This is a genomic window from Mesorhizobium metallidurans STM 2683, assembly GCF_000350085.1.
Taxonomy (GTDB): Bacteria; Pseudomonadota; Alphaproteobacteria; order Rhizobiales; family Rhizobiaceae; genus Mesorhizobium; species Mesorhizobium metallidurans.
Genome location: NZ_CAUM01000040.1, coordinates 22241 through 48802 on the forward strand (window position 1 = coordinate 22241; position 26562 = coordinate 48802).

At 63.3% G+C, this 26562-nt stretch carries 25 protein-coding genes and 1 tRNA gene; 12 read left to right on the forward strand and 14 right to left on the reverse strand.

The annotated features are described in order from the left end of the window. Positions 1–29: 29 nt before the first annotated feature. Together MESS2_RS07665 and MESS2_RS07670 are read right to left on the reverse strand one after the other, a co-directional pair. Positions 30–302 (reverse strand): hypothetical protein, encoded by a 273-nt coding sequence (locus MESS2_RS07665; RefSeq protein WP_008873598.1) that lies wholly within the window; start codon positions 300–302, stop codon positions 30–32. A gap of 220 nt (positions 303–522) precedes the next feature. Next, positions 523–598 (reverse strand) — tRNA-Ala (locus MESS2_RS07670). Between the two features lie 161 nt (positions 599–759). Between MESS2_RS07670 and MESS2_RS07675 the strand changes: the two genes are divergently transcribed. Next, positions 760–1050, forward strand: coding sequence for a YggT family protein (locus MESS2_RS07675; protein ID WP_008873599.1), 291 nt, complete (start codon positions 760–762; stop codon positions 1048–1050). Positions 1051–1058: 8 nt separating this feature from the next. Continuing rightward, positions 1059–1373 carry a DUF167 family protein gene (locus MESS2_RS07680; RefSeq protein ID WP_008873600.1) on the forward strand — a complete coding sequence of 105 codons (315 nt, stop codon included), beginning with the start codon at positions 1059–1061 and terminating at the stop codon, positions 1371–1373. 150 nt (positions 1374–1523) lie between these two features. Here MESS2_RS07680 and MESS2_RS07685 read toward each other — a convergent pair whose 3' ends face one another. The 6 genes from MESS2_RS07685 to MESS2_RS07710 all read right to left on the reverse strand — a co-directional run bounded on the left by MESS2_RS07685 (position 1524) and on the right by MESS2_RS07710 (position 6946). Further along, positions 1524–3578, reverse strand: a complete 2055-nt coding sequence (locus MESS2_RS07685) for a M3 family metallopeptidase (RefSeq protein WP_008873601.1) — start codon at positions 3576–3578, stop codon at positions 1524–1526. A gap of 85 nt (positions 3579–3663) precedes the next feature. Continuing rightward, complete coding sequence (locus MESS2_RS07690) at positions 3664–4080, reverse strand: hypothetical protein (RefSeq protein WP_008873602.1); 417 nt, start codon at positions 4078–4080, stop codon at positions 3664–3666. Between the two features lie 9 nt (positions 4081–4089). Further along, positions 4090–4734, reverse strand: a complete 645-nt coding sequence (locus MESS2_RS07695) for a carbonic anhydrase (RefSeq protein WP_008873603.1) — start codon at positions 4732–4734, stop codon at positions 4090–4092. A 259-nt stretch (positions 4735–4993) separates the two neighbouring features. Next, complete coding sequence (locus MESS2_RS07700) at positions 4994–5809, reverse strand: DUF429 domain-containing protein (protein ID WP_008873604.1); 816 nt, start codon at positions 5807–5809, stop codon at positions 4994–4996. Further along, complete coding sequence (pdxY, locus tag MESS2_RS07705) at positions 5806–6690, reverse strand: pyridoxal kinase PdxY (protein WP_008873605.1); 885 nt, start codon at positions 6688–6690, stop codon at positions 5806–5808. The genes MESS2_RS07700 and pdxY overlap by 4 nt, the downstream gene beginning before the upstream one ends. 7 nt (positions 6691–6697) lie before the next feature. Continuing rightward, positions 6698–6946, reverse strand: coding sequence for a hypothetical protein (locus MESS2_RS07710; protein ID WP_008873606.1), 249 nt, complete (start codon positions 6944–6946; stop codon positions 6698–6700). A gap of 163 nt (positions 6947–7109) precedes the next feature. Here MESS2_RS07710 and MESS2_RS07715 point away from each other — a divergent pair, with 163 nt between their 5' ends. The 6 genes from MESS2_RS07715 (at position 7110) to ppa (ending at position 11803) form a co-directional block, all read left to right on the forward strand. Beyond that, positions 7110–7754: a LemA family protein gene (locus tag MESS2_RS07715; RefSeq protein ID WP_008873607.1), complete on the forward strand. Its 645-nt coding sequence runs from the start codon at positions 7110–7112 to the stop codon at positions 7752–7754. A 188-nt stretch (positions 7755–7942) separates the two neighbouring features. After that, positions 7943–8782, forward strand: a complete 840-nt coding sequence (locus MESS2_RS07720) for a TPM domain-containing protein (protein WP_051069060.1) — start codon at positions 7943–7945, stop codon at positions 8780–8782. Positions 8783–8786: 4 nt separating this feature from the next. Further along, positions 8787–9662 carry a TPM domain-containing protein gene (locus MESS2_RS07725; protein WP_008873609.1) on the forward strand — a complete coding sequence of 292 codons (876 nt, stop codon included), beginning with the start codon at positions 8787–8789 and terminating at the stop codon, positions 9660–9662. Between the two features lie 8 nt (positions 9663–9670). Continuing rightward, positions 9671–10309 carry a TPM domain-containing protein gene (locus MESS2_RS07730; RefSeq protein WP_008873610.1) on the forward strand — a complete coding sequence of 213 codons (639 nt, stop codon included), beginning with the start codon at positions 9671–9673 and terminating at the stop codon, positions 10307–10309. A gap of 342 nt (positions 10310–10651) precedes the next feature. Next, positions 10652–11158 (forward strand): GNAT family N-acetyltransferase, encoded by a 507-nt coding sequence (locus MESS2_RS07735; RefSeq protein ID WP_008873611.1) that lies wholly within the window; start codon positions 10652–10654, stop codon positions 11156–11158. A gap of 111 nt (positions 11159–11269) precedes the next feature. Then, positions 11270–11803 carry an inorganic diphosphatase gene (gene ppa, locus MESS2_RS07740; protein WP_008873612.1) on the forward strand — a complete coding sequence of 178 codons (534 nt, stop codon included), beginning with the start codon at positions 11270–11272 and terminating at the stop codon, positions 11801–11803. Between the two features lie 514 nt (positions 11804–12317). Here the strand turns inward: ppa and MESS2_RS07745 are convergent. Further along, positions 12318–12908, reverse strand: a complete 591-nt coding sequence (locus tag MESS2_RS07745; protein ID WP_008873613.1) for a hypothetical protein — start codon at positions 12906–12908, stop codon at positions 12318–12320. 113 nt (positions 12909–13021) lie between these two features. Continuing rightward, positions 13022–13627, reverse strand: coding sequence for a TetR/AcrR family transcriptional regulator (locus tag MESS2_RS07750; RefSeq protein ID WP_008873614.1), 606 nt, complete (start codon positions 13625–13627; stop codon positions 13022–13024). A gap of 80 nt (positions 13628–13707) precedes the next feature. On the opposite strand from MESS2_RS07750, the gene MESS2_RS07755 reads away from it, so the two are divergent. Together MESS2_RS07755 and MESS2_RS07760 are read left to right on the forward strand one after the other, a co-directional pair. Continuing rightward, positions 13708–14991 carry an MFS transporter gene (locus tag MESS2_RS07755; RefSeq protein ID WP_008873615.1) on the forward strand — a complete coding sequence of 428 codons (1284 nt, stop codon included), beginning with the start codon at positions 13708–13710 and terminating at the stop codon, positions 14989–14991. A gap of 362 nt (positions 14992–15353) precedes the next feature. Then, the gene (locus tag MESS2_RS07760; RefSeq protein ID WP_008873616.1) at positions 15354–16922 is read left to right on the forward strand and encodes an alkaline phosphatase D family protein; all 1569 of its coding nucleotides are present in this window, start codon (positions 15354–15356) and stop codon (positions 16920–16922) included. Between the two features lie 248 nt (positions 16923–17170). On the opposite strand, the gene MESS2_RS07765 is transcribed toward MESS2_RS07760, so the two are convergent. Further along, the gene (locus MESS2_RS07765; protein WP_008873617.1) at positions 17171–17452 is read right to left on the reverse strand and encodes a hypothetical protein; all 282 of its coding nucleotides are present in this window, start codon (positions 17450–17452) and stop codon (positions 17171–17173) included. A 201-nt stretch (positions 17453–17653) separates the two neighbouring features. Here MESS2_RS07765 and typA point away from each other — a divergent pair, with 201 nt between their 5' ends. Continuing rightward, the gene (typA, locus tag MESS2_RS07770) at positions 17654–19483 is read left to right on the forward strand and encodes a translational GTPase TypA (protein ID WP_008873619.1); all 1830 of its coding nucleotides are present in this window, start codon (positions 17654–17656) and stop codon (positions 19481–19483) included. Between the two features lie 56 nt (positions 19484–19539). On the opposite strand, the gene MESS2_RS07775 is transcribed toward typA, so the two are convergent. The 3 genes from MESS2_RS07775 to MESS2_RS07785 all read right to left on the reverse strand — a co-directional run bounded on the left by MESS2_RS07775 (position 19540) and on the right by MESS2_RS07785 (position 21507). Then, complete coding sequence (locus MESS2_RS07775; RefSeq protein ID WP_008873620.1) at positions 19540–20166, reverse strand: DUF1062 domain-containing protein; 627 nt, start codon at positions 20164–20166, stop codon at positions 19540–19542. 316 nt (positions 20167–20482) lie between these two features. Then, on the reverse strand, positions 20483–20806 hold the full coding sequence (locus tag MESS2_RS07780) for a YciI family protein (RefSeq protein ID WP_008873623.1): 324 nt from the start codon (positions 20804–20806) through the stop codon (positions 20483–20485). Between the two features lie 137 nt (positions 20807–20943). Beyond that, a complete protein-coding gene (locus tag MESS2_RS07785; protein ID WP_008873624.1) occupies positions 20944–21507 on the reverse strand; it encodes a peroxidase-related enzyme in 564 nt (187 codons plus the stop codon). Between the two features lie 137 nt (positions 21508–21644). Between MESS2_RS07785 and MESS2_RS07790 the strand changes: the two genes are divergently transcribed. Further along, positions 21645–26459, forward strand: coding sequence for an NAD-glutamate dehydrogenase (locus MESS2_RS07790; RefSeq protein WP_008873625.1), 4815 nt, complete (start codon positions 21645–21647; stop codon positions 26457–26459). Positions 26460–26562 lie beyond the last annotated feature (103 nt).

A 26562-nucleotide genomic window follows, 5' to 3' on the forward strand; every position in this document is an offset into this window, starting at 1 on the left:
CAGTGGGAGGAAAGCTTGGGGTTGGCGCTTTAGTACCGGTCGTTTGCGGCCCTGACACGGGTATAACCGAACAGGCGGGGCGGATTGCGCACCAACTGCACGACCGCGGGAGGTCTTACGCGGCTCCTCTGGCCCTCTGCGAAGGCGAGGGCGAAGGATTTCAGCACGAATGAGTATGTGCGTTCTTCGTCATCCTCACTCACGCGAACGATCCATTCGCCGTCGGCCTCGAACACTTCAACACGGATTCCCCCGCCAAAGCTGGCCAGATAACCACGGACATCGCGCTGGGGATTAGGCACCGATTTTTCCTCCCGCCTGAACGAACGGGTATTATGCCTAGCCTGTCTCCTTCAATTATCTATGACATAGCTCACATTGTTTTCTCGCGGTCCAAGCTCGGTGGCCCCAGGGATCGCTGCGGTAACGGCTCGCCCTCTCAGCAGAAGTGGGGAAGAAAGTGGAATAGGCTTTGCCTACTTTGCAAAACCATTTGAAATCATGATGTTATGACAAATCCGCTGGTGGAGCTGAGGAGGATCGAACTCCTGACCTCGTCATTGCGAACGACGCGCTCTCCCAGCTGAGCTACAGCCCCGTCCAGCGGATGGCGCATTTATCGGGCGCGGCGGTTTGCTGTCAAGGCTGGGTTTTGCGCAAACGGCCTCGTTTCAGCCATCGGATTCGGCATGCGGCGGAAGCCGGCTCTTGCCGGTTTGGCGCGCAATGGCTACATGTCGGCAACAATTGGAGACCGGCATGATCGCCCTCATTCAAACCATCGTCATGGCGCTTGACCTTTATTGGTGGATCATCATCGCCTCGGCGATTTTTTCCTGGCTCTATGCCTTCAACGTCGTCAACTCGCGCAACCAGTTCGTCGGCAGCGTTGGCAACATGCTGTTCAGGCTGACCGAACCGGCGTTGCGGCCGATCCGCCGCTTCATGCCCGACCTCGGCGGTATCGACATCTCGCCGATCATCCTGCTGCTGATCATCTTCTTCATTCGGCAGTTCCTGCTCACCACCGTGGTGTCGCTGGTCGTCTGAGCTATCCGATGAGCACGCCGTTTCGCAGGCGTGACGACGGCGTCGACCTGTTCGTCCGGCTGACGCCAAAGGCAGCGATGGACAGGCTGGAAGGCATCGAGACGGCTTCAGACGGGCGAAGCCATCTCAAGGCCCGCGTCCGCGCCGTGCCGGAAAACGGCGCCGCCAATCAAGCACTGGAAAGGCTGGTCGCCAAGGCGCTGGGCGTGCCGGCCTCTGCCGTGTCGGTTGTCGCCGGCGGCACCGCTCGGCTGAAGACACTGCGTATTTCCGGCGATCCGGTGGCGCTGGCGAGAAGTATCGAGCTGCTCGGCAGCGCCTGAGACGCCTCATTCCTTGCGCACCCCTCTGTTCTGCCGAACATCTCCCCAGCGTTCCCTCCCCCTTGTGGGGAGGGTTAGGGTGGGGGTCCATCTTCGCAAGAATCCAAATACGAGGACCCTGTCCTCAAGGGAGATTGGCAGCTTCGGCGTTCAGACCAGCCCGCGCTTGACCATCATTGCTTCGGGGGACGGCATCTTGCCGCGGAAGGCCGTGTAGAGTTCCTCCGGATCCTTCGAGCCGCCAGCGGCGTAGATGTTCTTGCGCAACCGCTCGGCCAGCGCCGGGTTGAACGGATCGCCGGTTTCCTCGAAGGCGGCGAAGGCGTCGGCGTCGAGCACCTCCGACCACATGTAGGAATAGTAGCCGGCCGAATAGCCGTCACCGGAAAAGACATGGCCGAAATGCGGGGTGCGGTGGCGCATGGCGATGGTGTCGGGCATGTCGAGCTTTTCGAGCGTTTCGGCTTCGAAACGAAGTGGCTGTTCCGGGGCATCCGGCCGTGCGTGATAGGCCATGTCGACCAGCGCCGACGCGGTGAACTCGACCGTGGCGAAGCCGGCGCCGAAGGTGCGCGCCGCCAGCATCTTGTCGAGCAGCGCCTTCGGCATCGGCTTGCCGGTCTTGACATGCAGGGCGTGCTTTTCCAGCACCGCCGGCACCGTCAGCCAGTGTTCGTAGAGCTGCGAGGGCAGCTCGACGAAATCGCGGCTGACCGAGGTGCCCGAGACCGATGGCCAGGTGACATCGGTCAGCATGCCGTGCAGCGCGTGGCCGAACTCGTGAAACAAGGTCTTTGCCTCGTCGACCGACAACAGTGCGGCCTCGCCGGCCGGCGGCTTGGCGAAGTTCATGATGTTGTAGATGACGGGCTTCGAGCCATCGCCGAGCTTATAGCCGGACTTCAGCGCGCTCATCCAGGCGCCGGAGCGTTTTGAGGGCCGAGCGAAATAGTCGGCAAGGAACAGGCCGCGTTCGCTGCCGTCGGCATTTTTCACGACGAAGACGCGCGCGTCGGGATGCCATGCGGTGATGCCCTTCTTCTCCTCGAAGGTGATGCCGAACAGCCGTGTCGCCACGTCGAAGCAGGCTTCGATGATGCGGTCGAGCTGCAGATATGGCTTCAGCTCGGCTTCGTCGAAGGCGAATTTCTCGGCGCGCAATTTTTCCTGGTAGAAGCGCCAGTCCCAGGCGGCGAATTTCTCATTGCTGCCGGCCTTTGTTGCCAGACGCTGCAATTGCGTCTGGTCGGAAGCTGCCTTTTCCAAGGCCTTTTCCCAGACCGGATCGAGCAGCGCATGCACGGCCTTCGGTGTCTTGGCCATTGTGTCGTCGAGTTTCAGCGCCGCGAAAGAGGCGTAGCCGAGCAGCTTGGCCTTTTCAGCGCGCAGGCGCAGCATGTCGCGCACTACTTTGGCATTGTCGGTGGCGCCGCCGTTCTGGCCACGCATGGTGAAGGCGCGATAGGCGGTCTCGCGCAGGTCGCGGCGTTCGGAGAAGGTCGTAAAGGGCTCGTAGATCGAGCGCGAGAGCGTGACGGCATAGCGGCCCTTCTGGCCGCGCGTCTCGGCTGCCTCGGCCATCGCGCTTTTCAGGAAATCCGGCAGGCCGGCAAGGTCAGCCTCGTCGAGGAATAATGCCCAGTCGCGCTCGTCGGCCAGCACATTCTGGCCGAAAGTGGTGCCGAGCGAGGACAGCTCCTCATTGATCGCCGCCAGCCGCTTCTTGCCGTCGGCGTCGAGTTTCGCACCGGAACGGACAAAGCTCTTCCAGGTCTTTTCCAGCACCCGCAACGTCTCGGCATCGAGCTTCAGGCTTTCGCGGCGCTGGTAGAGGTCGTCGATGCGGGCGAACAGCCGTTCGTTCATCGAGATCGCCGAGAAATGCCTGGACATTTTTGGCGAAATCTCACGCTCGAGCGCCTGGATCGCCTCGTTGGTGTGGGCGCCGGCCCGGCACCAGAAGATCGACGAGACATGGTCGAGCGCCTCGCCGCCAAGCTCAAGGGCTGCCAGCGTGTTTTCCATGGTCGGCGCTTCGGCATTGCCTGCGATCGCCTCGATCTCGGCCTCGTGCGCCTGCAGCGCCGCGTCGAAGACCGGCGAAAAATCGCCGTCGCCGATGCGGGCGAAATCAGGCAGGCCGAGCGGCCCTTGCCATGCGGCCAGCGGATGGGCGGCGAGGTCGACGGCTTTCATGGACGGCATGTGCAATCTTTCGCTGATTGGCGGGGGAAGGCGGGGTCGTCACCGATGTAGGGCGCTGGCTCGTGCCACGCAACAGCGCGGGCGTTCAGTAAGCATCGCAGTTTTCCGCGATCGCCGCCTGCGAACTGGCGGTGATGCGGTTGTTGGTCACCGCGAAGGTCTCCTGCATCAGCATGTCGTTGTTGGGGAAGTCGTAGCAGGCGATCACCGTGATGACGCCGCCCTCGGTCTTTTCGATCCGATGCCGGATCGCCGCGCCGGCGACAGCGCCTTGCCAATCGTCGATCGAGGCGATGAATTCCTGCTTGTTCTGCACGACGCCGAGATCGTCGAGTTTAATGCGGACGTCGTCGGCAAGCAGGTCCGACAATTCGGTGCGATCGGCGACCAGCAGTGCGGAATACCAGCGGCTGATTATGGCGCTGTCATCGGAGCGGGCGGAGATGGCGGAAAGCAGCAGCGTTGCCAAAGCAAAAGCGACCGAACGACATCCTTGCACCATATCTGCCTCCTATGCCAACTCCGGCCGCTCGAAATCGCCGGTCTCCTTGTTCATCACCCAGAGCTCGCCGGTCGAGATGTCGAACCAGGCGCCGTGCAGCGACAGCCGGCCCTTGCCCTCGAGAATCGAGACACACGGAAAGGTGCGCAGATTGGCGATCGAATAGCGGATCGAGATGCGCTCCAGCGCGGTCTGGCGTTCCGTCGCCGTCATGAAGGTGCTGGAGGAGACGGTTTCGGCCGCCGGCGCGATCAAGCTCATCCATTTGCCGATGAAGTCGCCGGGCGAGAGCGGCGCGGAATTGGGGTCGAGCGCGGCGCGGATGCCGCCGCAGCGGCCATGGCCCATCACCACGATGTTCTTGACTTTCAGGCTCTGCACGGCGAATTCGAGCGCTGCGGATGTCGAATGGAATTCTCCATCCGGCGCATAGGGCGGCACCAGGTTGCCGACATTGCGCAGCACGAAGAGTTCGCCCGGGCCGGCGTCGAAGATCGCTTCGGGAGCCGAGCGCGAATCGCAGCAGGCGACGATCATCGTTTCAGGCGCCTGGCCTTCACGGGCAAGCGAGCGGTAGCGCCCGCTTTCGGCGGGATAGCGGCCGCTCATGAAATTGCGGTAGCCGGCGAGAAGGTGTTCGGGAAGGTGAGGCATGGGCGGCGTCTGGACCCTTTCCGGGTTGGATGCGGCACGGTCTGCCGATATTCAGGTGATGCCGGCCTGCGAAAGGCACGGCCTGACCTGAATCTCGAAAGACCTAACTCTGCGAGAAGGCTCTAACGGCAAAAGGCCGTCGCGGGCAATGCCGAATTGCGGATGGCTTAGTCGCAATCGCGATGCAACGCGCATGGCATGGCTTTGGTTGATGCATGTCGTTGTCCCAAAACCGCTGCGCACATTTGGGTGACATGCATTACGCCCAGATCGCCACTGGAATGCCGAAACGGTCGGAAAGCGGCGGGTCGGGAAACGGCCTTGCCTCGCCATTGGCGATGCGAGCGGCCATCAGCATCATCACTGCCGCGTCGAGGAAATCGTCGGCCGCCGCACCGCGTGGCGGCGCCCGATCGAGAAAATCTCTGTCATAGCCATGCCGGCAAAGCAGCGCCTTGCGCTCCGCCATGCCGGCCGGGTTGACGGCGCCCTTGATCTTCTTCGGCAAGGCCATGGCCTTGTCGCCGTTCAGGCGGCAGAAGGCGACTTCCGGGTGCGATTCGAAGATGCGGCCGCGCAATTGCGGCCGTGCGATCAGCAAGGCATCGATCTCGCGGATCTTCGCAAAGATGCCGAAGGCCTGGATCGAGACGCCGCGCGGCGGGTCGGAACTTGCCTTTGCCACCTCGCTTGCCCGGCGATGCGCGGCATACCAGGCTTCGATCGTGGTGAAGTCATCCGTTTGCGCATAGAGCGCGGCGCGCGAGGGAATGGCAAAGACGCTGGATTGCCTGTTGCCAAGCAGCGGCCGCACCAGCGCCTCCGGCCCGCGCCCGCCTTTTTGCGAGAAATCCGGCAGGCCGATCGGCATGTCGACGGCGACAGTTGCGCTAGCGGGCATGGCGTCGAGAAGTGCTGAAAAGCTTGGAAAGATGTCGACCGAAGCCGACGCGCCGGGGTTACGAGGTGTCGAACCGGGGTTACGAGGTGTCGAATCGGGATCGCGATGGACGGCGATCCAGCCGGCCTTGCAGCCGTCGACGCCGACAAGGCCGCGGCTGCCGTCCGAAGTCACGCCCTTTTGTCCCGCCCCGGATGCAGGAGGTGACGAAGCTGCACCATCGCCATCGGGTGCGACAGGCTCTGGGCATCGGTTTCGAGCTGCAACTCGTCGCCGCCGCGCTTGGCGGTGCGCGCCAGGATCTCGTAGACGGCCGCCGTGGTCGATTGCAGCGCCTTGATCGCCGGCTGGCCGGACAGGATGCGCGCCAGATAAACGGCCGCCGTCAGGTCGCCCAGCCCGTTGGGCGGCTTGTCGATGAGACGGTGCTCGGCAAGCAGCGCCTGGCGGCCGTCGAGCAGCAAATTGCCGGTGCCGCCGGCCATCATCGAGGGCGCCGAGGTGACCAGCATGGTCGACGGTCCGGCATGAAGGGCGGCCGCCATCACCGATTTCAGGTCAGGCAGAAGCGCCCCCGCCATCCATTCCAGCTCATAGCGGTTGGGGGTGGCGATGTCGGCGATCGGCATCAGCCGGTCGCGCAAGGCGATGGCCGTTGGTTCAGGCACGTAGAGCCCGCCCGAATCGCCCATCACCGGATCGCAGATATAGACGGCATCCGGCGTCTTCGCCTTGACCGCGCCGACCAGCGAGGCGACGGCGTCGGCCTGGCCGGCCTCGCCGAGGTAACCCGACAGCACCGCGCCGACCTCGCCCAGCCACGGAGCGTGTTCCAGATCGGCCAGCAATGCCTTGAACTGCTCGAGCGGCGGCACGATGCGGGTCGCCCGGCCATGGCCTGGATGCCAGGGAAGGGTGACGGTCGGCACCGCCCATACCGGAAAACCCAGCGTCTCCAGCGCAAAGACGGCGGCGCGGTTACCGACGGAGCCGCGCGCGACATGGCTGGAAATGACGATGACCGCGCGCGGCGCGTCGTGTTCTTCGGTGCTCACGGGGTTCCTAACTTTGGATGATGAAAAGCACGAGCCAGATCAACAGGCCAATAGCGATGAGGAGCCCCAGCGCCCGGCCAATGCGCGTACCCCAATATTCGATCGGGTCCGACTGGTCGGCGTCCACTGCTGCGACGTGATCGCGCGCGCTCTTCGCGGTCCGCGCAATGAACGAGGTGCCGCCCGGGTCGGTCTCGCGCGCTACGCGCTCGATAATGTGGCGCGATTCGCTGTCATTGTCCTGGCGTTCCGCCATTGCGATGTCCCGTTTTCGCGGCGACTTTAGCCTGTTCGCCCGCCCAATCACAGGGCCTTGCAGCGAATGATAAAGAACCAGTAACGCTTCCGGGCGGAGGTCATGTTCTTGCGCGCGGATTGTGGTAATGCTTCGCCTGTCAGTCTTATTGAGGGATCTTACCATGCTTGCCCAGCGTCTTTCCTCCCCTTTCATCTTCCGCAACCTGCCGGCCTTGCTGATGATGGCGATCGTGCTGCCACTGCTTGCCGGCTGCGGCTACAACACCATCCCGACGGCGGAGGAGACCGCCAAGGCCGCCTGGAGCGAGGTGCTCAACCAGTACCAGCGCCGCGCCGATCTCATCCCCAATCTGGTCGAGACCGTCAAGGGCTACGCCTCGCACGAAAAGGATACGCTCGACGCCGTGGTCGAAGCGCGCGCCAAGGCGACGCAAGTGACGGTGACGCCGGAAACGCTGAACAATCCGGAGGCCTTCAAGAAATTCCAGGACAGCCAAGCCGGCCTGACCAGCGCGCTGTCGCGGCTGCTGGCGGTGGTGGAGAACTATCCGGACCTCAAGGCCAACCAGAATTTCCTGGCCTTGCAGGCGCAGCTCGAAGGCACGGAGAACCGCATCGCGGTCGCCCGTCGCGACTATATCCAGGCGGTCAGGGACTACAATCTGACGCTGCGGACCTTCCCGTCGGTGATCTGGGCGACCTTGTGGTTCCGGGGCAACCAGCCGTTCGCGAACTTCACCATCGAGGAAGACAAGATGCAGACGCCGAAGGTCGATTTCGGCACGAACACGACTCAAGGCGGGTGAAGAACAGCTGGTGAGCGTGGTCCCTATTGGCCTTGCACTCCTTCGCGCCCCCCTCTGCCCTACCGGGCATCTCCCCCACGAGGGGGGAGATTAGCAGCTTTGGCCTCACCGCCCATCCTGCAATGTTGGAGATTGGCGAAAACAGTCGTGACAGCCGATCTCCCCACTCGTGGGGGAGATGCCAAGTGGTGGCAAAGAGGGCAGGACAGAGGGGGGCGCGACGGAACGCCTGCCTGGCCTTCCTGCTCGCCTTCCTAACCTTTCTCCTCCCTCTCGCCGCTCTCGCCGCCGAATTGCCAGCCCTCACCGGCCGGGTCGTCGACAATGCCGGCATCATCGATGCAGCGACCGAGGCGGCGCTGACCCAGAAGCTTGCCGCCTTCGAGGCGAAGGGTTCCGACCAGATCGTGGTGGCGACCATTCCGAGCCTCGATGGCGAGGAGATCGAGCCCTATGCCAACCGGCTGTTCCGCTTCTGGAAGCTCGGCCAGGCGAAGGAGAATAACGGCGTCCTGCTTCTGGTGGCGCCGAACGACCGCAAGATGCGCATCGAGGTCGGTTACGGGCTGGAAGGCACGCTGACCGATCTGCACACCAAGCTGATCATCGAGAACGACATGGTGCCGGCCTTCAAGGCTGGCGACTTCTCCGGCGGCATAGCCAAGGCCGTCGACGACATGGTGATGGTGCTGGAAGGCAATCCCGAGGAACTGGAAGCGCGCGGCGAGCGTAACCAGCAGCCGCCATTCAATACCGACGACCTGTTCTTCGCCGTGTTCATCTCGATCTGGGCGATCATCTTCTTCGGCAGCATCGCTGCTTCCATCTTGCCGCCAATCTTCGGCCAGAAGATCGGCCCCGGCCGCTATCGCTGGCTGGGCATGACCTTCGAGCCGAGCCGGCGGTCTTCCAGCGGTTCATCTGGCGGCGGCTGGTCGTCCGGCGGTGGAGGCTGGTCCTCGGGCGGTGGCGGCTTTTCCGGCGGCGGCGGTTCGTCCGGCGGCGGCGGCTCCTCGGGGAGCTGGTGAGATCATGACAGAACGCGTCCTGCCAGCCTCCGGCCGCTTCACCGCCACGATCGGCGCCGCCTTGATGGCCATGGCGGTGCTGCTGCTTGTCGGCTTCGCAGCACTTGCCGCCGAATTGCCGGCACTGACCGGCCGCGTCGTCGATGACGCAGGCATCATCGATGCCGCGACCGAGGCGGCGCTGACCCAGAAGCTTGCCGCCTTCGAGGCGAAGGGTTCCGACCAGATTGTGGTGGCGACCATTCCCAGCCTCGATGGCGAGGAAATCGAACCCTACGCCAACCGGCTGTTCCGCTTCTGGAAGCTTGGCCAGGCGAAGGAGAATAATGGCGTCCTGCTTCTGGTGGCGCCGAACGACCGCAAAATGCGCATCGAGGTCGGCTATGGGCTGGAAGGCACGCTGACCGATCTGCACACCAAGCTGATCATCGAGAACGACATGGTGCCGGCCTTCAAGGCTGGCGACTTCTCCGGCGGCATAGCCAAGGCCGTCGACGACATGGTGATGGTGCTGGAAGGCAATCCCGAGGAGCTGGAAGCGCGCGGCGAGCGCAATCCGGCCGACGACAGTTCCGTCGACCCCATCGTCACCCTGTTCATCATCCTGTGGGCGACAATGTTCCTCGGTGGCCTGATGATGGCGTTCCTGCCGCCGATCTTCGGCACCAAGCTGTCGCCGGGTGTGTATAAATGGCTGGGTATGACGTTCCGCTATGGCCAGAGGTCGGGCTACACGCGCACGGGCGGCGGCGTCTGGACAACGGGCACCGGCGGCGGCTGGTCGTCGGGAAGTTCCGGTGGTGGCTGGTCGTCGGGCGGCGGCGGGTTTTCGGGCGGCGGCGGTTCGTCCGGCGGTGGCGGTTCCTCAGGAAGCTGGTGAGACACGAGATGGCAACACGACCGATCGGCCCCGAGGACCATGACCGTATCGCCGACGCGATCCGCGCCGCCGAGACAAAGACCGACGGCGAAATCTATTGCGTGGTGGCACATGCCAGCGACGGCTATTTCTTCCCGGCCGCCTTCTTGGCGACCGTGGCCATGCTGGTCGTCAGTCTCGCTGTCGCCTACGGGCTGGAGGCCTGGTGGCTGTCGATCCGCCTGCCGCATTTCGTGCTTGCCCAGCTTCTGGCGCTGGCCAGCGTGCTCGTCTTGTTGTGGGCGCTGCCCGGCTTGCGCATCCATCTGGTGCCGCGGCGGCTGCGCTACCAGGCCGCGCATGCCAATGCTGTCAAGCAGTTCCTTGCCCGCAATGTCCACCGCACCACGGCGCGCACGGGGGTGCTGATCTTCGTGTCGATCGCGGAACGCTATGCCGAGGTGGTCGTCGACGCCGGCATCGATGCCAAAGTCGGCCAGCATGTCTGGGACGGCGTCGTGCGCGACTTGACCGCGCATGCCGGCGACGACCGCCTCGCCGATGGATTCGTCAAGGCGATAGAGTCGGTTGGCGTGGTGCTGGCCGAGCATTTTCCGGTCTCGGCCGGCGACAGCAATGAGCTAGACGACCATCTGGTCGAGATCTAAAGAGCCTGCCTGCAAACGCACTCTGCCGGACGCCTGACGCGGTTTTCTGCGCTTCCGATGCTCACGGACCCAGCGCATGACCCCGGAAACCGAAATCGGTTTCCGGAAAGGATCATGCGCAATTCGAAGTGTTAGAGCGTCCTTTGCGCGTCCATTGGACGCGCGGCGCTCTAATGTCCGCTCCGCTTCGGTTCTCGAAAACCACGCCATCCGCCTCGGCAGAGCGCGTTTTCAGACAGGCTCTTCCTTTGCCTTCAACGTCGTCATCACCTGTGCGAAAGCATGACGCCTGTCGACCGGACTCTTTGCAATCGGGCGATGCGGGTTTATGGTTAACAAATCATGAACACACTAAGCATCGACATCAGGAAAGCCGAACCGCGCGACGCAGGCGCCATCGCCGACGTGCACCAGCAGGCCTGGAACGGCGCCTATGCCGGCATCATTCCGCATCGCACGCTGACATCGATGATCAACCGCCGCGGCGCCGACTGGTGGGCGAATGCCATCCGCCGCGCCGCCACCGTGCTGGTCGTCGAGATCGGCGGCAAGATCGCCGGCTATGCCACGATCGGGAAGAACCGGGCGCGCGAACTCCGGCAGCAGGGCGAGATCTACGAACTTTACCTGCGCCCGGAATATCAGGGCATCGGGCTCGGCAGCCGGCTGTTCTCGGCCGCACGGGCGCGACTGGCCGACCACGGCCTGAAAGGTATGGTGGTGTGGGCGCTGGAGGACAACCAGAACGCCCTCGCCTTCTATGCCGGCGCCGGCGGCCGCGACGTCGCCGAAGGCGTCGAGGTCTTCGAGCAGAAGGCGCTGAAGAAGGTCGCTTTCGTCTGGGAATGACAGTCAGGCGGCTTCGCCGTCGATGATTCCATACAATTTCAGCACTATTGCCGCATTGCACCATGCGGCTTCGCCCGCTATCGGTCTCCAATCGAGAGAGGGACCAAAGCCATGCGTATCGAAGCCATAGCCACCGGTAAGAACCCGCCCGAGGACGTCAACGTCATCATCGAGGTGCCGATCGGCGGCGAGCCGATCAAATACGAGATGGACAAGGAGGCCGGCACGCTGTTCGTCGACCGCTTCCTGCACACCTCGATGCGCTATCCCGGCAATTACGGTTTCGTGCCGCACACGCTGTCGGGCGACGGCGACCCGATCGACGTGCTGGTCTGCAACACGCGCGCGCTGGTGCCGGGTTGCGTCATCAATGTGCGGCCGATCGGCGTGCTGATCATGGAAGACAATGCCGGGCAGGACGAGAAGATTATCGCGGTGCCGTCGCCCAAGCTGACGCTGCGTTACGAGAACGTCACCGAATACACCCAACTGCCCGATATCACGCGCCAGCAGGTGCAGCACTTCTTCGAGCACTACAAGGATCTCGAACCCGGCAAATGGGTCAAGATCGAGGGCTGGCACGACGCCGCCTACGCCAAGAAGATGATCGTCGAGGCGATCGAGCGGGCGAAGAAAAACAAGTAGGCGAAGCGCTTTCCAAGCGTTAAGGCGGCGCGAAAAATTTCGAGACGTCGGCGGGACAGCGCCCCCCTTGCCCTACCGGGCATCTCCCCCACTTGGGGGGAGATTGGCAGCTTCGCCGCCCCGTCTCTCCTTCAGCGTTGGAGATTGGCGAAAGCCAAGATGACAGCCGATCTCCCTCCTTGTGGGGGAGATGTCCGGCAGGACAGAGGGGGGCGTGAAGGATCGCCGAAGGGCGGCCCATTGCTACGCTCTTCCTCACCACCACTAATCCGAAGTTTGCGCTCGCGAGACAAGCAACTGCTTGATTTGATTCGCGTATCTGAAAAGTGGGTTTTCCGCTACTGGACACACCCCCCACTGGCATCAACGAACGTTTTCAGCCGAATCGAATCACAAATTGGCCGAGGTGTGAAGGGCGAAATGGACAGAGACATGGACACTTCTCAAAAGCGATTTTCGGCCCAACCGACTCAAAAGATTCAGCTTTCAGCGGTTTAGGGCCGCGAACTTCGGACTAATTGTCGACGCGGCCGAAAGAGGGTACGTCGCCGACCGTCACGCTCATGTCCTTGCCGCAGGCAAAGCCGCGCGCCTTCTCGTCGGCGAGCTTGCGCGCCTCATCGTTGGCCGCGGGATTGCCGGTGGCCAGCACCAGACCGACCGTGCAGCCGTCATACTTCTCCGGCTGGGAGACCTTGGCGACGACCAGTACCTCGGTCGATTTGCTCTCGTCCTCGGGATTGCTGATCGAGCGGCGGTGGATGACCGCGAAAGGAACGGCACGGTCGCCATTCGTCTCGATGCGCCATTCGAGCCTGGGTCCGGCCGAATTGAAGCCGACGAAGCTTTCCCAGACCGTGGTCATGTCGCTGGAGGGAAAACCGTAGAACAGCGATTCGCGGGCATCGTCGTAAGCGATCAGCACGGGGTAGCCGCGATAGCCCGAACAGGTGAGGCTCGCCCAGTCGCCCTCGCCTTCCTCGGCCTGCGCATAAGTCACGCAGTCCTTCTTTGAATCGAGATCGGTATAGGCGCTGGATATGTCGCCGGCCTGAGCGGCGTTACAGAAGCCGGCGAAGGCTAGCGGGATCAAAAGAGCGCGCATGACGGACGTCTCCCTTGCTGACGTCTTCGTTTCGGGCCGCCGCAGCGTATCGTCAAATTCCGGGGTGGCCTAGAACAAGTCAGGCTGCTCTGAGCGATCTGGTAAACGGAACGCTATTTCTTCAGGCTTGCTTCGATCAAGAGATCGGCGTTGCGGGCGACCGATTGCGCCGGTCCGCCGAGCCCGAACAACTGGCCGCTGATATAGGCGCCCTCGATCAGGAGCAGCAGCCCATCGCCCAGCGTGTCGGGGTCGCGCGCGCCCATCGCGCCTGCCATCACGCGCAATCGGCGCCGCAATTCCTGCTTGTTGGCCTCGCTCACGATGCGGGCGGGGTGGCCGTGTTCGGGATACTCGACCGCCGCATTGGTCATGCCGCAGCCACGATAGCCGGGCTTCTGCGTGCGCTTGCCGATACGGGTCAGGAAGGCCGCAATCTGCGCGCGCGGATCGCCGGGATGGGAGTCCACCGCCTCGTCGAAACGCTCCCAGAATTCGAGGTCGTATTGCCTGAGATAGGAGGCGGCCAGCTCGTCCTTGGACGGAAAGCTGCGGTAGAGGCTGGGCTTGGTGACGCCGGCACGCTTGACGATCTCATCGACGCCGATCGCCCTGATGCCTTGCCGGTAGAACAGGTCACGCGCCACGCGCAGAATCTTCTCTCCGGCACGAGGCGGTGTCACTTCATCCGGGTTGATGGTTGGTTCAATGCTTTTCATGGTCGATATGCCGTGGCCTGCTTGACAGTGTTACCGATCGGTACGTATACCTGAGCAAGTGCAACGTACCGGTCAGTAACATGATAGCCCGATCCCGCCCCTTTGGCCAGCGCTACGCCTTCGTCGTGGTCGCCGTCATTTTCCTCTGCCTGCTGATCGCGGCGGGACTTCGGTCGGCGCCAGCCGTCATGATGCTGCCGCTGGAGGAAAGCTTCGGCTGGCGGCGCGATGTCGTCTCGCTCGCCGCTGCCATCGGCATCTTCCTCTACGGCCTGACCGGACCGTTTGCCGCGGCGCTGATGGAACGGATCGGGCTGCGCCGCACGCTGCTTGCAGCCCTGCTGCTGATGTCGGGCTCGACCGCGCTCAGCCTGCTGATGACCAAGCCGTGGCACCTGTTTCTGACCTGGGGCGTCTTTTCCGGCGTCGGTTCGGGTGCTGTCGCCACCGTGCTTGGCGCCACCATCGTCAATCGCTGGTTCAAGACCAATCGCGGCCTGGTGATGGGGTTGATGTCGGCCTCCAGCGCCACCGGCCTGCTGGTGTTCATGCCGCTTCTCGCATCGCTGGCCCAGTCGGGCAGCTGGAAGCCGGTCGCCATCGCCATTGCGGTCGCCACCGCCGCTCTTGTGCCGCTGGTCTATATGCTGGTGCCGGAGCGCCCGGCCGCGATCGGCATGGTGCGCTATGGCGCCGATTTGGATGACGTGCCGCCGACGCCGCCGGCCGCGCAAGGCAATTTCCTGACGCACACGCTCACCACATTGCGGCGCGCCGCCGGCACCCGCGTGTTCTGGTACCTGTTTGCCACTTTCTTCGTCTGCGGCTTCACCACCAACGGTCTGGTCGGCACGCATCTGATCGCCTTTTGCGGCGATATGGGCATCGGCGAGGTGCAGGCCGCCGGCCTGCTGTCGTTGATGGGCATATTCGACTTGATCGGCACGACGCTGTCGGGCTGGCTCACCGATCGCTACGATCCGCGAAAATTGCTCGGCGTCTATTACGCGATCCGCGGCCTGTCGCTGATCTATCTGCCCTATTCCGGCTTCTCGGCGACCAGCCTGATCGTCTTCGCCGTGCTCTACGGACTGGACTGGATCGCGACCGTGCCGCCGACGCTGAGGCTCTCCAACGAGGCGTTCGGCGACCGCAGCGGGCCGATCGTCTTCGGCTGGATCGTAGCCGGCCATCAGGTCGGGGCGGCAACCGCCGCTCTCTTCGGCGGCACGATGCGCGAACTGCAAGGCAATTACGAACTGGCTTTCCTGATTGCCGGGATGACCGCGATTGCAGCGGCCTGCATCTCGCTGCTGATCAACACCGGTAAGCCGGCCTTCGACCCGGAACCGCAAGCGGCTTGAGGTGTGCTGATATTCAGGTGAGGCCGGCCTGCAAACGGCGGGTTCCTGCGCTTCCGGTGCTCACGTACCCAAAAGTACGCTCCGCTCCGGCCTTCGCCGGCCGAAGCACTCATGGGCGCCCTATGAAGGCTACGGCCGGCGTAGGCCGGTTCTCGGAAACCACCATTTTCGGCTCGGCCTGACCTGAATCTCAACACACCTTCGCGGCCGAAACTTCAAAAGGGTGACCTGATGACGGGCTGCCCCGTTCGCATGACGTTTTCTGCCTGTCGATTGTAACGAAACCTTCATGATTTCGAGATGCGGCTGAAACATTGAGGCCGGACCTTGGTGGCGACGTTCAAGCCATCCAGGAGACAGCCATGAACAAGATTTCACGCCGCGCTTTCGTCACCTCGGCCAGCGCCGTTGGCCTCGTCGGCGCCTCGGGGCTTGCGCTTCCCTATTATTCCCGCGCCAGCCAGCGACCGGCTTTCACCCATGGCGTCCAGTCCGGCGATATCGATGAAACCAGCGGCATGGTCTGGACGCGCACCGACCGCCCGTCGCGCGTCATGTTCGAAGTGTCGTCGACTGAGAATTTCGCCAATGCCACCCGCCTTGCGCCGCTCGATACGTCGCCGGCGAGCGATTATACGGTGAAACGGCTGCTCACCGACCTCGCCGCCGATCAGGATATCTTCTACCGCATGATTGCGGCCGATCTCGCCGACATCAACGCCGTCTCCGAGCCGATCGTCGGCCGCTTCCGCACGGCGCCGGCCTCCAAGCGCGATATCAAGTTTGCCTGGTCGGGCGACACCGCCGGCCAGGGCTGGGGCATCGACGAGACCGGCATGAAGACCTACGCCACGATCGGCAAGCATGCGCCCGATTTCTTCCTGCATTCCGGCGACACCATCTATGCCGACGGCGCGATGAAGGACGAGGTCGATCTGCCCGGCGGCGGCAAGTGGAAGAACGTCGTTCTGATCGACGGCAAGCGCAAGGTCGCCGAGACGCTGGAGGAGTACAGAGACCAGTGGAAATACAACATGATGGACAGACACGTGCTGGGCTTGAGCGCCATCTGTCCGACCTTCTACCAGTGGGACGACCATGAGGTTCTGAACAACTGGTCGGATTCAAAGGATCTCAGCACCGACGACCGCTACAGCGAAAAATCCATCCATGTGCTGGCCGCCCGCGCGGCGCGCGCCTTCCACGAGATGACGACGATCCGCTACGAGCCATCAGAACCTGGCCGCGTCTATCGCAAGATCGCCTACGGGCCGCTGCTCGACGTGTTCTTCCTCGACATGCGCTCCTATCGCGGCGCCAACGGCCCGGGCATGCAGGATACGATGACGCCGCAATCGCGCATACTCGGCGAGCGGCAGACGAAATGGCTGAAGCGCGAGCTGGCAAACTCCAAGGCGACCTGGAAGATCATCGCCGCCGACATGCCGCTCGGCCTCATCGTCTGGAACGACGCCACCAAGAAGGCCGGCGCCGAAGCGGTCAGCAATGGCGACAATGGTGCGCCAAAGGGTCGCGAGCTCGAGATCGCCGACCTGCTGCGCTACATCAAGAACGCCAGCATCGACAACACCGTGTGGCTGACCGCCGACGTGCATTACACGGCGGCGCATTACTACAATCCCGACAAGGCGCGGTTCCAGGAGTTCAATCCGTTCTGGGAATTCGTCTCCGGCCCGATCCATGCCGGCACCTTCGGTCCCAATGATTTCGACATGACCTTCGGGCCGGAGCTGAAATTCATCAAGGCGCCGACCGCCGAGCAGGGCCAGAACCTGCCGCCGTCGGCCGGCCTTCAGTTCTTCGGCCTTGTCGACATCGATGGCGCCACCGAGCAGATGACGGTGCGGCTGATGGATCGCGACGACAACGAACTCTACAAGGTCACGCTCGACCCGGTGCGGTCGGCGTGAGGGCACGGGTCATCCTGTAGGACCAGCAGCGTCGCGCTGCCCCTCATTGCCCTGCCGGGCATTTCTCCCCGTAAACGGGGGAGAAATCAGCTTGCATCGAAGATTTCGCCAATCGCGAACGTTGCAGAAGGAGGGTCGACATTGCGCGCAGCGGGCTTCTCCCCGTTTACGGGGAGAAGGTGCCGGCAGGCGGATGAGGGGCCGCGCCGGCGTCGACAAGATTCAGGAACAATGTGCCGAAAGCAGTCTTAATCCGGGTAGCAGACGGTCGGAATCTTGGGCCACACCGCGCTGTCGCAGCCGGCGGCCTGCTGCTTCTGTTTGAAAGAGGCGCTGACCGGCCCGGTCACCACCGGGTCGACGCCATAGGGGGCGTCGGCGAAAAGCCGCTCGGCCGTCCGCGTGCCGGACTTCAGGGCAGCGCTCGCATCCTCGACCGTCGCAGCCGACTGCGCCGCACCCGCCGCGAGAATCACGGCGAGGGCTGCCCATGCCAGGATCGGACGCAATCTGCTGAGTGGATCTATCATGAAAATTGAACTGCTCGGAGCACGTACGGTTCCGCCTTGGTTAACAAAAAACATTTGACACGAAGAGGCTTAAGAATTGGTGACCAAATATTTGGTGACGAGCCTCCTCTTTCGCAAATGCGAAAAACCCTGTATGAGCCGCGCAACCGAAAGAGGCGGCGCCTTTTGGCCTGCTGCCTGCAACGCTCCCGAGACCAGAACATGAAAATTCGTAATATCGCGATCATCGCGCACGTCGACCATGGAAAAACCACCCTCGTCGACCAGCTTTTGAAGCAGTCCGGCTCCTTCCGAGACAACCAGCGCGTCGCCGAGCGCGCCATGGATTCCAACGACCTCGAAAAGGAACGCGGCATCACCATCCTGGCCAAGGCGACCTCGGTCGACTGGAAGGACACCCGCATCAACATCGTCGACACGCCTGGCCACGCCGATTTCGGCGGTGAGGTCGAGCGCATCCTGTCGATGGTGGATTCGGCCATCGTGCTGGTCGACGCCGCCGAGGGGCCGATGCCGCAGACCAAGTTCGTCGTCGGCAAGGCGCTCAAGGTCGGCCTGAAGCCGATCGTCGTCATCAACAAGATCGACCGGCCGGATGCCCGCCATGTCGAGGTGGTCAACGAAGTGTTCGACCTGTTTGCCGCACTCGACGCCACCGACGAGCAGCTCGACTTCCCGATCCTCTACGGTTCGGGCCGCGACGGCTGGGTCTCGGAGAACCCCGAAGGTCCGAAGGACGAGGGCCTGGCGCCGCTGTTCGACCTCGTCATCAAGCATGTGCCGGCGCCGACCGTGCATCCCGGCCCGTTCCGCATGATCGGCACCATCCTGGAAGCCAATCCCTTCCTCGGCCGCATCATCACCGGCCGCATCGAGAGCGGCACGCTGAAATCCAACCAGGCGGTCAAGGTGTTGCACCATGACGGCACCCAGATCGAAACCGGCCGTGTCTCGAAGATCCTCGCCTTCCGCGGGCTCGAGCGCCAGCCGATCGACGAAGCGCAGGCGGGCGATATCGTCGCCATCGCCGGCCTGTCGAAAGGCACGGTCGCAGACACGTTCTGCGACCCGGCCGTGAGCGAGCCGCTGCATGCGCAGCCGATCGATCCGCCGACGGTGACCATGTCTTTCCTGGTCAACGACAGCCCGCTGGCCGGCACCGAAGGCGACAAGGTGACCAGCCGCGTCATCCGCGACCGCCTGCTGCGCGAAGCCGAGGGCAATGTCGCGCTGAAGATCGAGGAATCGCCCGACAAGGATTCCTTCTTCGTCTCCGGCCGCGGCGAATTGCAGCTGGCCGTGCTGATCGAGACGATGCGCCGCGAGGGCTTCGAGATCGCCGTGTCGCGGCCGCGCGTCGTCATGCAGAAGGGCGACAATGGCGAATTGCTGGAGCCGGTCGAGGAAGTCGTCATCGACGTCGACGAGGAGCATGCCGGCGTCGTCGTCCAGAAAATGTCGGAGCGCAAGGCCGAGATGGTCGAGCTGCGCCCGTCCGGCGGCAACCGCCAGCGCATCGTCTTCCACGCGCCGACGCGCGGCCTGATCGGCTACCAGTCGGAACTGTTGACCGATACGCGCGGCACCGCCGTGATGAACCGGCTGTTCCATGCCTATGAGCCCTACAAGGGCGAATTGCCGGGCCGCACCAACGGCGTGCTGATCTCCAACGAGCAGGGCGAGTCGGTGGCTTACGCCATGTGGAACCTGGAAGACCGCGGCCCGATGGTCATCGATCCGGGCGTCAAGGTCTATCAGGGCATGATCATCGGCATCCATAGCCGCGACAACGATCTCGAAGTGAATGTGCTGAAGGGCAAGAAGCTGACCAACATCCGTGCCGCCGGCAAGGACGAAGCGGTCAAGCTGACGCCGCCGATCCGCATGACGCTGGAGCGGGCGCTGGCCTGGATCCAGGACGACGAACTGGTCGAAGTGACGCCGAAGACCATCCGGCTGCGCAAGCTCTATCTCGACCCGAACGAGCGCAAGCGTTTCGAGAAGTCGGCCAAGGTGGTCGGCGCGGCTTAGGCTTTTTTCTCCGGAACAATTATCGAGGGAGGGAACACTGCTCCCTCCCTTTTGCTTTACCCGCCGGCGGCCGAGATGATGGCGTCGCGGTCGGTTTCGCCGGCCAGATCGATGCGGATCATCGTGCCCTCGCGCGCCGGCCTGCGCAATGCCGTGGCCCCATCGGGTGCCACGACCAGCAATCGTTTGTCTTCCCAGACCTGAAGTCTCGACCTGGAGATGCCGAGTTCCCCGGCCAGCAGACGCTCGAGGCGCAGGGATGTCGGCATTTCCAATTCGAGCTGAAGTTCCAGGGCGGTTGTCTTTTCCGGCCTGTCGCCGAGCATTTGCTTGCGAATGGTGACGTCGGGAAACTCCTCCGCGCGCCCGATCCTGCTTCGCAGCGCGACGACATCGAAGGCATGGCGACGCGCCAGGGCCGGTTCGTTGCTTTCGAGGGCCTGCAGCAAGGCCGGCTCGATGTCGCGGCGGTTGCACCGCTCCAGGATGCCGAAATTCCAGGAATTGCCGCAATCGATGCAACGATAGATCAGCCAGGCGTCGATGCGCTTGCCGTTGGCGTTAACGCGGAATTTTTTGCTGCATTGATACGGCTTGCTGCCGCCGCAGCGATTGCAGTTGATGAGCGGTCGAGGCGCGGTTTTGGGCGCGATCGCCCAGCGGATACGCAGCAGGGCAGACATGCCGATAAGCCCTTCCCGTCGGGAAGTTCGTCAGATCGGCGATGTCGAGATGCCCATGCAGGCACGGCGTGGCGAGAGGCTGCGGCAGTTGGAAATCAGGCGTCGCGGCAGTGCGACAGTGGTTCAGCAATGCCAAACCGGTCTCGAACCGCCACCCTGAGGAACACATTGAATGAGACAGGCATCGCGAGTGCGAAGCCTTGCATTGTGTCGGGGGAGTTGACGAGACCGGCGGTTACTGAGGCAAAGTGAAGCTCGAAATGGGTGTCGGGACGGAACTTCTAGCCGTGAGATGTTTGGCCGGCAAGCCTTTCCCTCACATCATGTCGATGATCGGCGCGATCTCGACGCTGAAGCCGGGGTCCGTCAGGATCGGGCAATCCTTGGCTTTGGCGACGGCATCGTCGATATCTTTCGCTTCGACGATCGTATAGCCGGCGGTCGGATTGCTGCCGCCATTGTTTTCAACCTTGCCGCTCGGCAGCACGGTCTTCGACATGCCGACCGGATTGCCGCCGTCGATCACGGCCGAGCCAAGCTTGGCATACCAGCCATTCCAGGCATCCATCGCTGCCTTCCGCTCGGCCTCGTCGGTCGGCATCTTGCCCGAGCCATGATAGACGTAGAGAAATTTCGCCATGTTCTCCTCCCTTGATCAGCAGCATCGAACCGGCACGCGGTCATGCCGCATGCGCATCATCGGACCAAACCGGCCAACAAGCAACGAGAATGCGCAATAGCTAATATACGGTGCAATTGGCTTGCGGACGTTCCGCCTCACCGCGCCATGGCGTGGTATTCGTCGTTCGGCCGCATGTCGATCGCCGCCGCCACCCGGTTCGACATGTTGAAGAAGGCGGCGGTCGAGGCGATGTCCCAGATGTCGCGGTCGGAAAAGCCAGCCTGGCGAAGTGCGGCCCGATCGGCCTCGACGATCCTGGCCGGCTCTTCGGTCAGTTTGACCGCGAATTCGAGCATTGCCCTTTGCCTGTCGGAAAGATCGGCGGCGCGGAAATTCATCACCATCATCTCGCCGAAGGCCGGGTCGCCGGAAAGCTGGCGCACCGCCGCGCCATGGGCGACCAGGCAATAGTAACAGTGGTTGACGCAGGAGACGGCCACCGCGATCATCTCGCGCTCCAGCTTCGACAACCCCGACTCGCCCAGCATCAGATCGTTGTACATGTCGGTGAAGGCGCGCAGCTTCTTCTCGTCGAAGGCGTAGGCTTTGAGCACGTTGGGAACGAGGCCAAGTTTCTCCTCGCATTTGGCGAAATAGGCCTTCGTTGCTTCGCTCAGTTCCGCCTGCGCGAGGTCAAGCGCGGTAATCCTGCCTGTCATGGACACGCCTCCTTATCATTCATCCGTGATCTGCGCCGATTTCCGACATTTCGTCGCAAGCCGTCAAACCTTTGTCGCCAAACACCGGTCATCTGCTACCATAGTTGCAAAAGCATGTGACGGGAGGGATTGGCATCATGGCTAGCGTGAAATTCGCAGCTAAGTCGAAGAAAAAAGCCACCGCAGCGGCGAAAATGGAGGAAAGGCCGGCCAGGCTTGCCGACTATCTGCTCGCCCGCGCGCCGGCGGAAGACATTGCCGCCTACGATGCCGCCGACCTCGAACGCGCCGCGGATCTGGCGGGCCATGCGGTCGCTAGCCATGGAAAAGGCGAGTGCGTCGTCGCCGTCGATGCCGATTCCGGCGTCGCTCGCGACGGTCGTCCGATCACGGTCATCACTGTCGTCAACGACAATATGCCGTTCCTGTTCGATTCCATCCTCGGCGAGATCACCGAGACTGCCGGAGAACCGACCCTGGTCACCCATCCCGTCATCGTGGTGCGCCACGGCAAGGACGGCGTCGAGGAAATTCTCGGCGATGGCAGCGCCGCCAAGGAGGACAGCGCTCACGACCGGCTGAGCGTGGTCCATGTCCATATCCCCCGCCTCGCCGCGGAGCAGGCGGATGCATTGGCGCAGCGGCTGCGCAAGTTGCTCAACCAGGTCCGGGCCGCCGTCAGCGACTGGAAGCCGATGCTTGCCAGGCTCGACCAGGCGATCTCCGAGTTCCGCTATTCGGCGGTGCCGCTCGACAAGAAGAGCGTCGCCGAAGCCATCGCCTTCCTGGAGTGGCTGCGCGACGACAATTTCACCTTCCTCGGCATGCGCGAGTTCAAATACACCGGCGGCGAGGAGAGCGGCACGCTGGAGCGCGCCGAAAAGCCCGGTCTCGGCATCCTGTCCGACCCGGACGTACTGGTGCTGAGGCGCGGCACCGAAGCGGTGACGACGACGCCGGAAATCCGCGCCTTCCTGCATGGGCCGGAACCGCTGATCGTCACCAAGGCCAATGCCAAGTCTTCCGTCCACCGCCGCATCTATCTCGATTACATCGGCATCAAGACCTACACCGCCAAGGGCGCGCTTGCCGGCGAATTGCGTATCGTCGGCCTGTTCACCTCGACCGCCTACACGCGCTCGGTAATGAAGATCCCCTATCTCAGGTCGAAGGCCGAAACCGTCATCGCCAAATCCGGTTTCGACCGGCACGACCATTCCGGCAAGGCACTGATCAATGTGCTGGAGAGCTATCCGCGCGACGAACTGTTCCAGGTTCCGATTCCGATCCTGAAAAAGCACGCCGCAGCCATTCTCGGCCTGATCGAGCGGCCGCGCGTCAGGGCGCTGGTACGCGCCGACCAGTTCGACCGCTTCGTCTCGATCCTCGTCTTCGTGCCCCGCGACCGCTATGACAGCGTCGTGCGCGAGAAGATCGGCACCTATCTCAAGACGGTGTTCGAAGGCCGGCTGTCGGCCTATTACCCGGCCTTTCCGGAGGGCGGGCTGGCGCGCGTCCATTTCATCATCGGCCGTTCCGGCGGCAAGACACCGAAGGTCGAGCAGGCAGCCATCGAGGCGGCGGTTCGCGACATCGTGCGCACCTGGGAAGACGCGCTGTCCGAGGCAGCGGAAGCCGGCGGCAGCGACCAGTCGCTGAAGAGCATTGCGGCGCGATTCCCCGAGAGCTACCGCGATTCCTTCAGCGCGACTGTCGCGCTGGCCGATGCCAGGCGGATTGCCGGGATCGATGCCGGCAATCCGATCGCCATCGACTATTACCGCCATGCCGGCGAGAAGCCGCATCAGGCGGCGCTCAAGATCTATCACCATGGCAGCCCGGTGGCGCTCTCCAGGCGGGTGCCGGTGCTGGAGAACATCGGCTTCCGCGTCATCAGCGAGCGCACCTTCGAGGTCGGCGACGAGGCCTCAGGCATGATCAATAGTGATCAGCCGGGCATGGTCTTCATCCACGACATGGAGCTCGAAAACAGCTACGGTAAGCCGATCGACCTTAGCGACGGCGGCGCGCTGTTCGAGGACGCGTTCCTGTCGGTGTGGCGCGGCGACATCGACAATGACGGCTATAACGGGCTTGCCCAGACGGCCGGCCTGTGGTCGGGTGAGGTCACCATCCTGCGCGCCTATGGCCGCTATCTGCAGCAGGCAGGCATTCCCCAGAGCCAGGATTTCATCGCCGCCGCACTCAACCGCTATCCCGACATCGCGCGCGGCCTGCACGCGCTGTTCGTCGCCCGTCTCGGACCGACGGCCGAGGGCGAAGGCGCGGTGGCGGCCAAGCATCTCAAGGCCAAGATCAGGGATGCGCTGGAAGAGGTGCCCAACATCGATGACGACACCATCATCCGCCGCTATCTCAATTTGATCGAAGCCTCGCTGCGCACCAATCATTTCGTTGCCGATACGAAAGCAAAAGGCCAATCGCTGGCGATCAAGCTCGACTCGCAAGCGGTCGATGGCTTGCCGGCGCCGCGGCCGTGGCGCGAGATCTTCGTCTACGGGTCCGAGGTCGAGGGCGTGCATCTGCGCTTCGGCCCGGTCGCGCGCGGCGGCTTGCGCTGGTCGGACCGCGCCCAGGACTACCGCACCGAGGTGCTCGGCCTGGTCAAGGCACAGCAGGTCAAGAACGCCGTGATCGTGCCGGTCGGCGCCAAGGGCGGCTTTTATCCGAAGAAGCTGCCGATGAGCGCCGGCCGCGACGCCATCCTTGAAGCGGGCACCTCGGCCTACAAGAACTTTGTCTCGAGCCTGTTGTCGATCACCGACAATATCGGCCTGGACGGTGTCATCCCGCCCTCTGACGTGGTCAGGCGCGACCACGACGATCCCTATTTCGTCGTCGCCGCCGACAAGGGCACGGCGACCTTCTCCGACATCGCTAATGCGATCAGCGAAAAGCGCGGCTTCTGGCTCGACGACGCCTTCGCCAGCGGCGGCTCGGCCGGCTACGACCACAAGAAAATGGGCATCACCGCCAAGGGCGCATGGGAAGCGGTGAAGCGGCATTTCCGCGAGATGAACCGCGATATCCAGACCTCACCCTTCACCGTCGTCGGCGTCGGCGACATGTCGGGCGATGTGTTCGGCAACGGCATGCTCCTATCACCACAGACAAGGCTGATCGCCGCCTTCGACCATCGCGACATCTTCATCGATCCCGATCCTGACATGGCGGCCTCGATGGCGGAGCGCAAACGCATGTTTGATCTGCCGCGTTCGAGCTGGCAGGACTACGACAAGACCAAGCTGTCGGAAGGCGGCGTCATCGTCTCGCGCAGCCAGAAGTCGATCACGCTGCCGCCGGCCGCGGCCGCGGCGATAGGTCTGGCCAAGACGACCGCCTCGCCGGTCGAGATCATGAGCGCCATCCTCAAGGCGCCGGTCGACCTTTTGTGGTTCGGCGGCATCGGCACGTATCTGCGGGCATCGACAGAAACGAACGCGGATGCCGGCGACCGCGCCAACGACGCCATTCGGGTGGCCGCGCTCGACGTGCGCGCCAAGGTCATCGGCGAGGGCGCCAATCTCGGCGTGACGCAGCGCGCCCGCATCGAATTCGGACTGAATGGCGGCCGCTGCAATTCCGACGCCATCGACAATTCAGGCGGCGTCAACTGCTCCGACGTCGAGGTCAACATCAAGATCGCGCTGGCCTCGGCCATGCGCAAGGGAGCGCTGACGCGGCCAGTGCGCAACAAATTGCTGGCCGAGATGACCGATGAGGTCGGCTCGCTCGTGCTGTCCAACAATTACCAGCAGACGCTAGCGCTGTCGGTTGCCCGCAAGCGCGGCCTGGCCGACATTGCGCATCAGAGTCGTTTCATGACGGCGCTGGAAGCGCGGGGCCTGCTCGACCGAGCCGTCGAGACGCTGCCGTCTCCCGCGGCGCTTGCCGAGCGTGAAGCGCGCGGCGAGCCGCTGACCAGGGCCGAGCTCGGCGTGCTGCTCGCCTATGCCAAGATCGTTCTCTTCTCCGACATCGTCGCCAGCGACGTGCCGGACGATCCGCATTTCGACAATGACCTGATGGGCTATTTCCCGGACCGCATGGCGAAGAAATATGCGGCCGAGATCCACGGCCATCGCCTGCGCCGCGAGATCATCGCCCGTGTCGTCGCCAACGATCTGGTCAATCGTGGCGGCCCCTCCTTCGTCAACCGGCTGCAGGAAGCGACCGGACGCACGGCAGCCGACGTGGTGCGGACCTTCGCGGTTGTCCGCGACGGCTTTGCGCTGCCGGCGCTCTATCTGGAGATCGACGCGCTCGACAATCAGATCGACGGCCAGGCGCAGCTCGACCTCTACCAGTCTGTTAGCCGGCTTATCTATGTGACCAGCGGCTGGTATCTGAAGAACGACACCGGCACTGCACCGCTCGGTCAGCGGATCGCCGAATTGCAGGAGGCGCGCAAGGCGCTCGAACCGAAACTCGTTTCGCTGCTGCCGGCCTATTCGCGCGAACGGATCGAGGAGCGGCGGCACAGCCTGTTCAAGGGCGGCGCGCCGGAACGGCTGGCCGGACAATTGGCGCTGAGCGAGGTGGGGGAACTCATCCCCGACATCGCTCTGGCGGCACGGACGGCGAATGCCGACATCGTTGCCACCGCGAAGGTGTTTTTCGCGGTCAGCGATGCCTTCCGCATCCCGCGTGTCGAGGAAGCGGCGCGATCGATCTCGCCATCGGACTATTACGATCAATTGGCGCTTTCCCGCGCCACCGACACGATCGGCGCTGCCCGGCGCGGCATCGCGGTGGCCGCACTCACCGGCCACGCCAAGGCGGCGGACCTGGTGGCGGCATGGCTGGAGGCCGGCGGCGAGCGGGTAGCACGCATCCGCGAGCGGCTGCAGGCGCTGACCGAAGGCGGCGAGATCACGGTGTCGCGGCTGTCCGTGGCGTCAGGGCTGATGAGCGATTTGGCGGGGATGTGAACCAACTCGCCTCTCAGTGCTGGCGCTGCCCGTCATCCGGCCGCTGCCGACCTTGCGATCGCTTCGGCCAATGGCTTCGCATGCTGACGCAACACGCGATGGA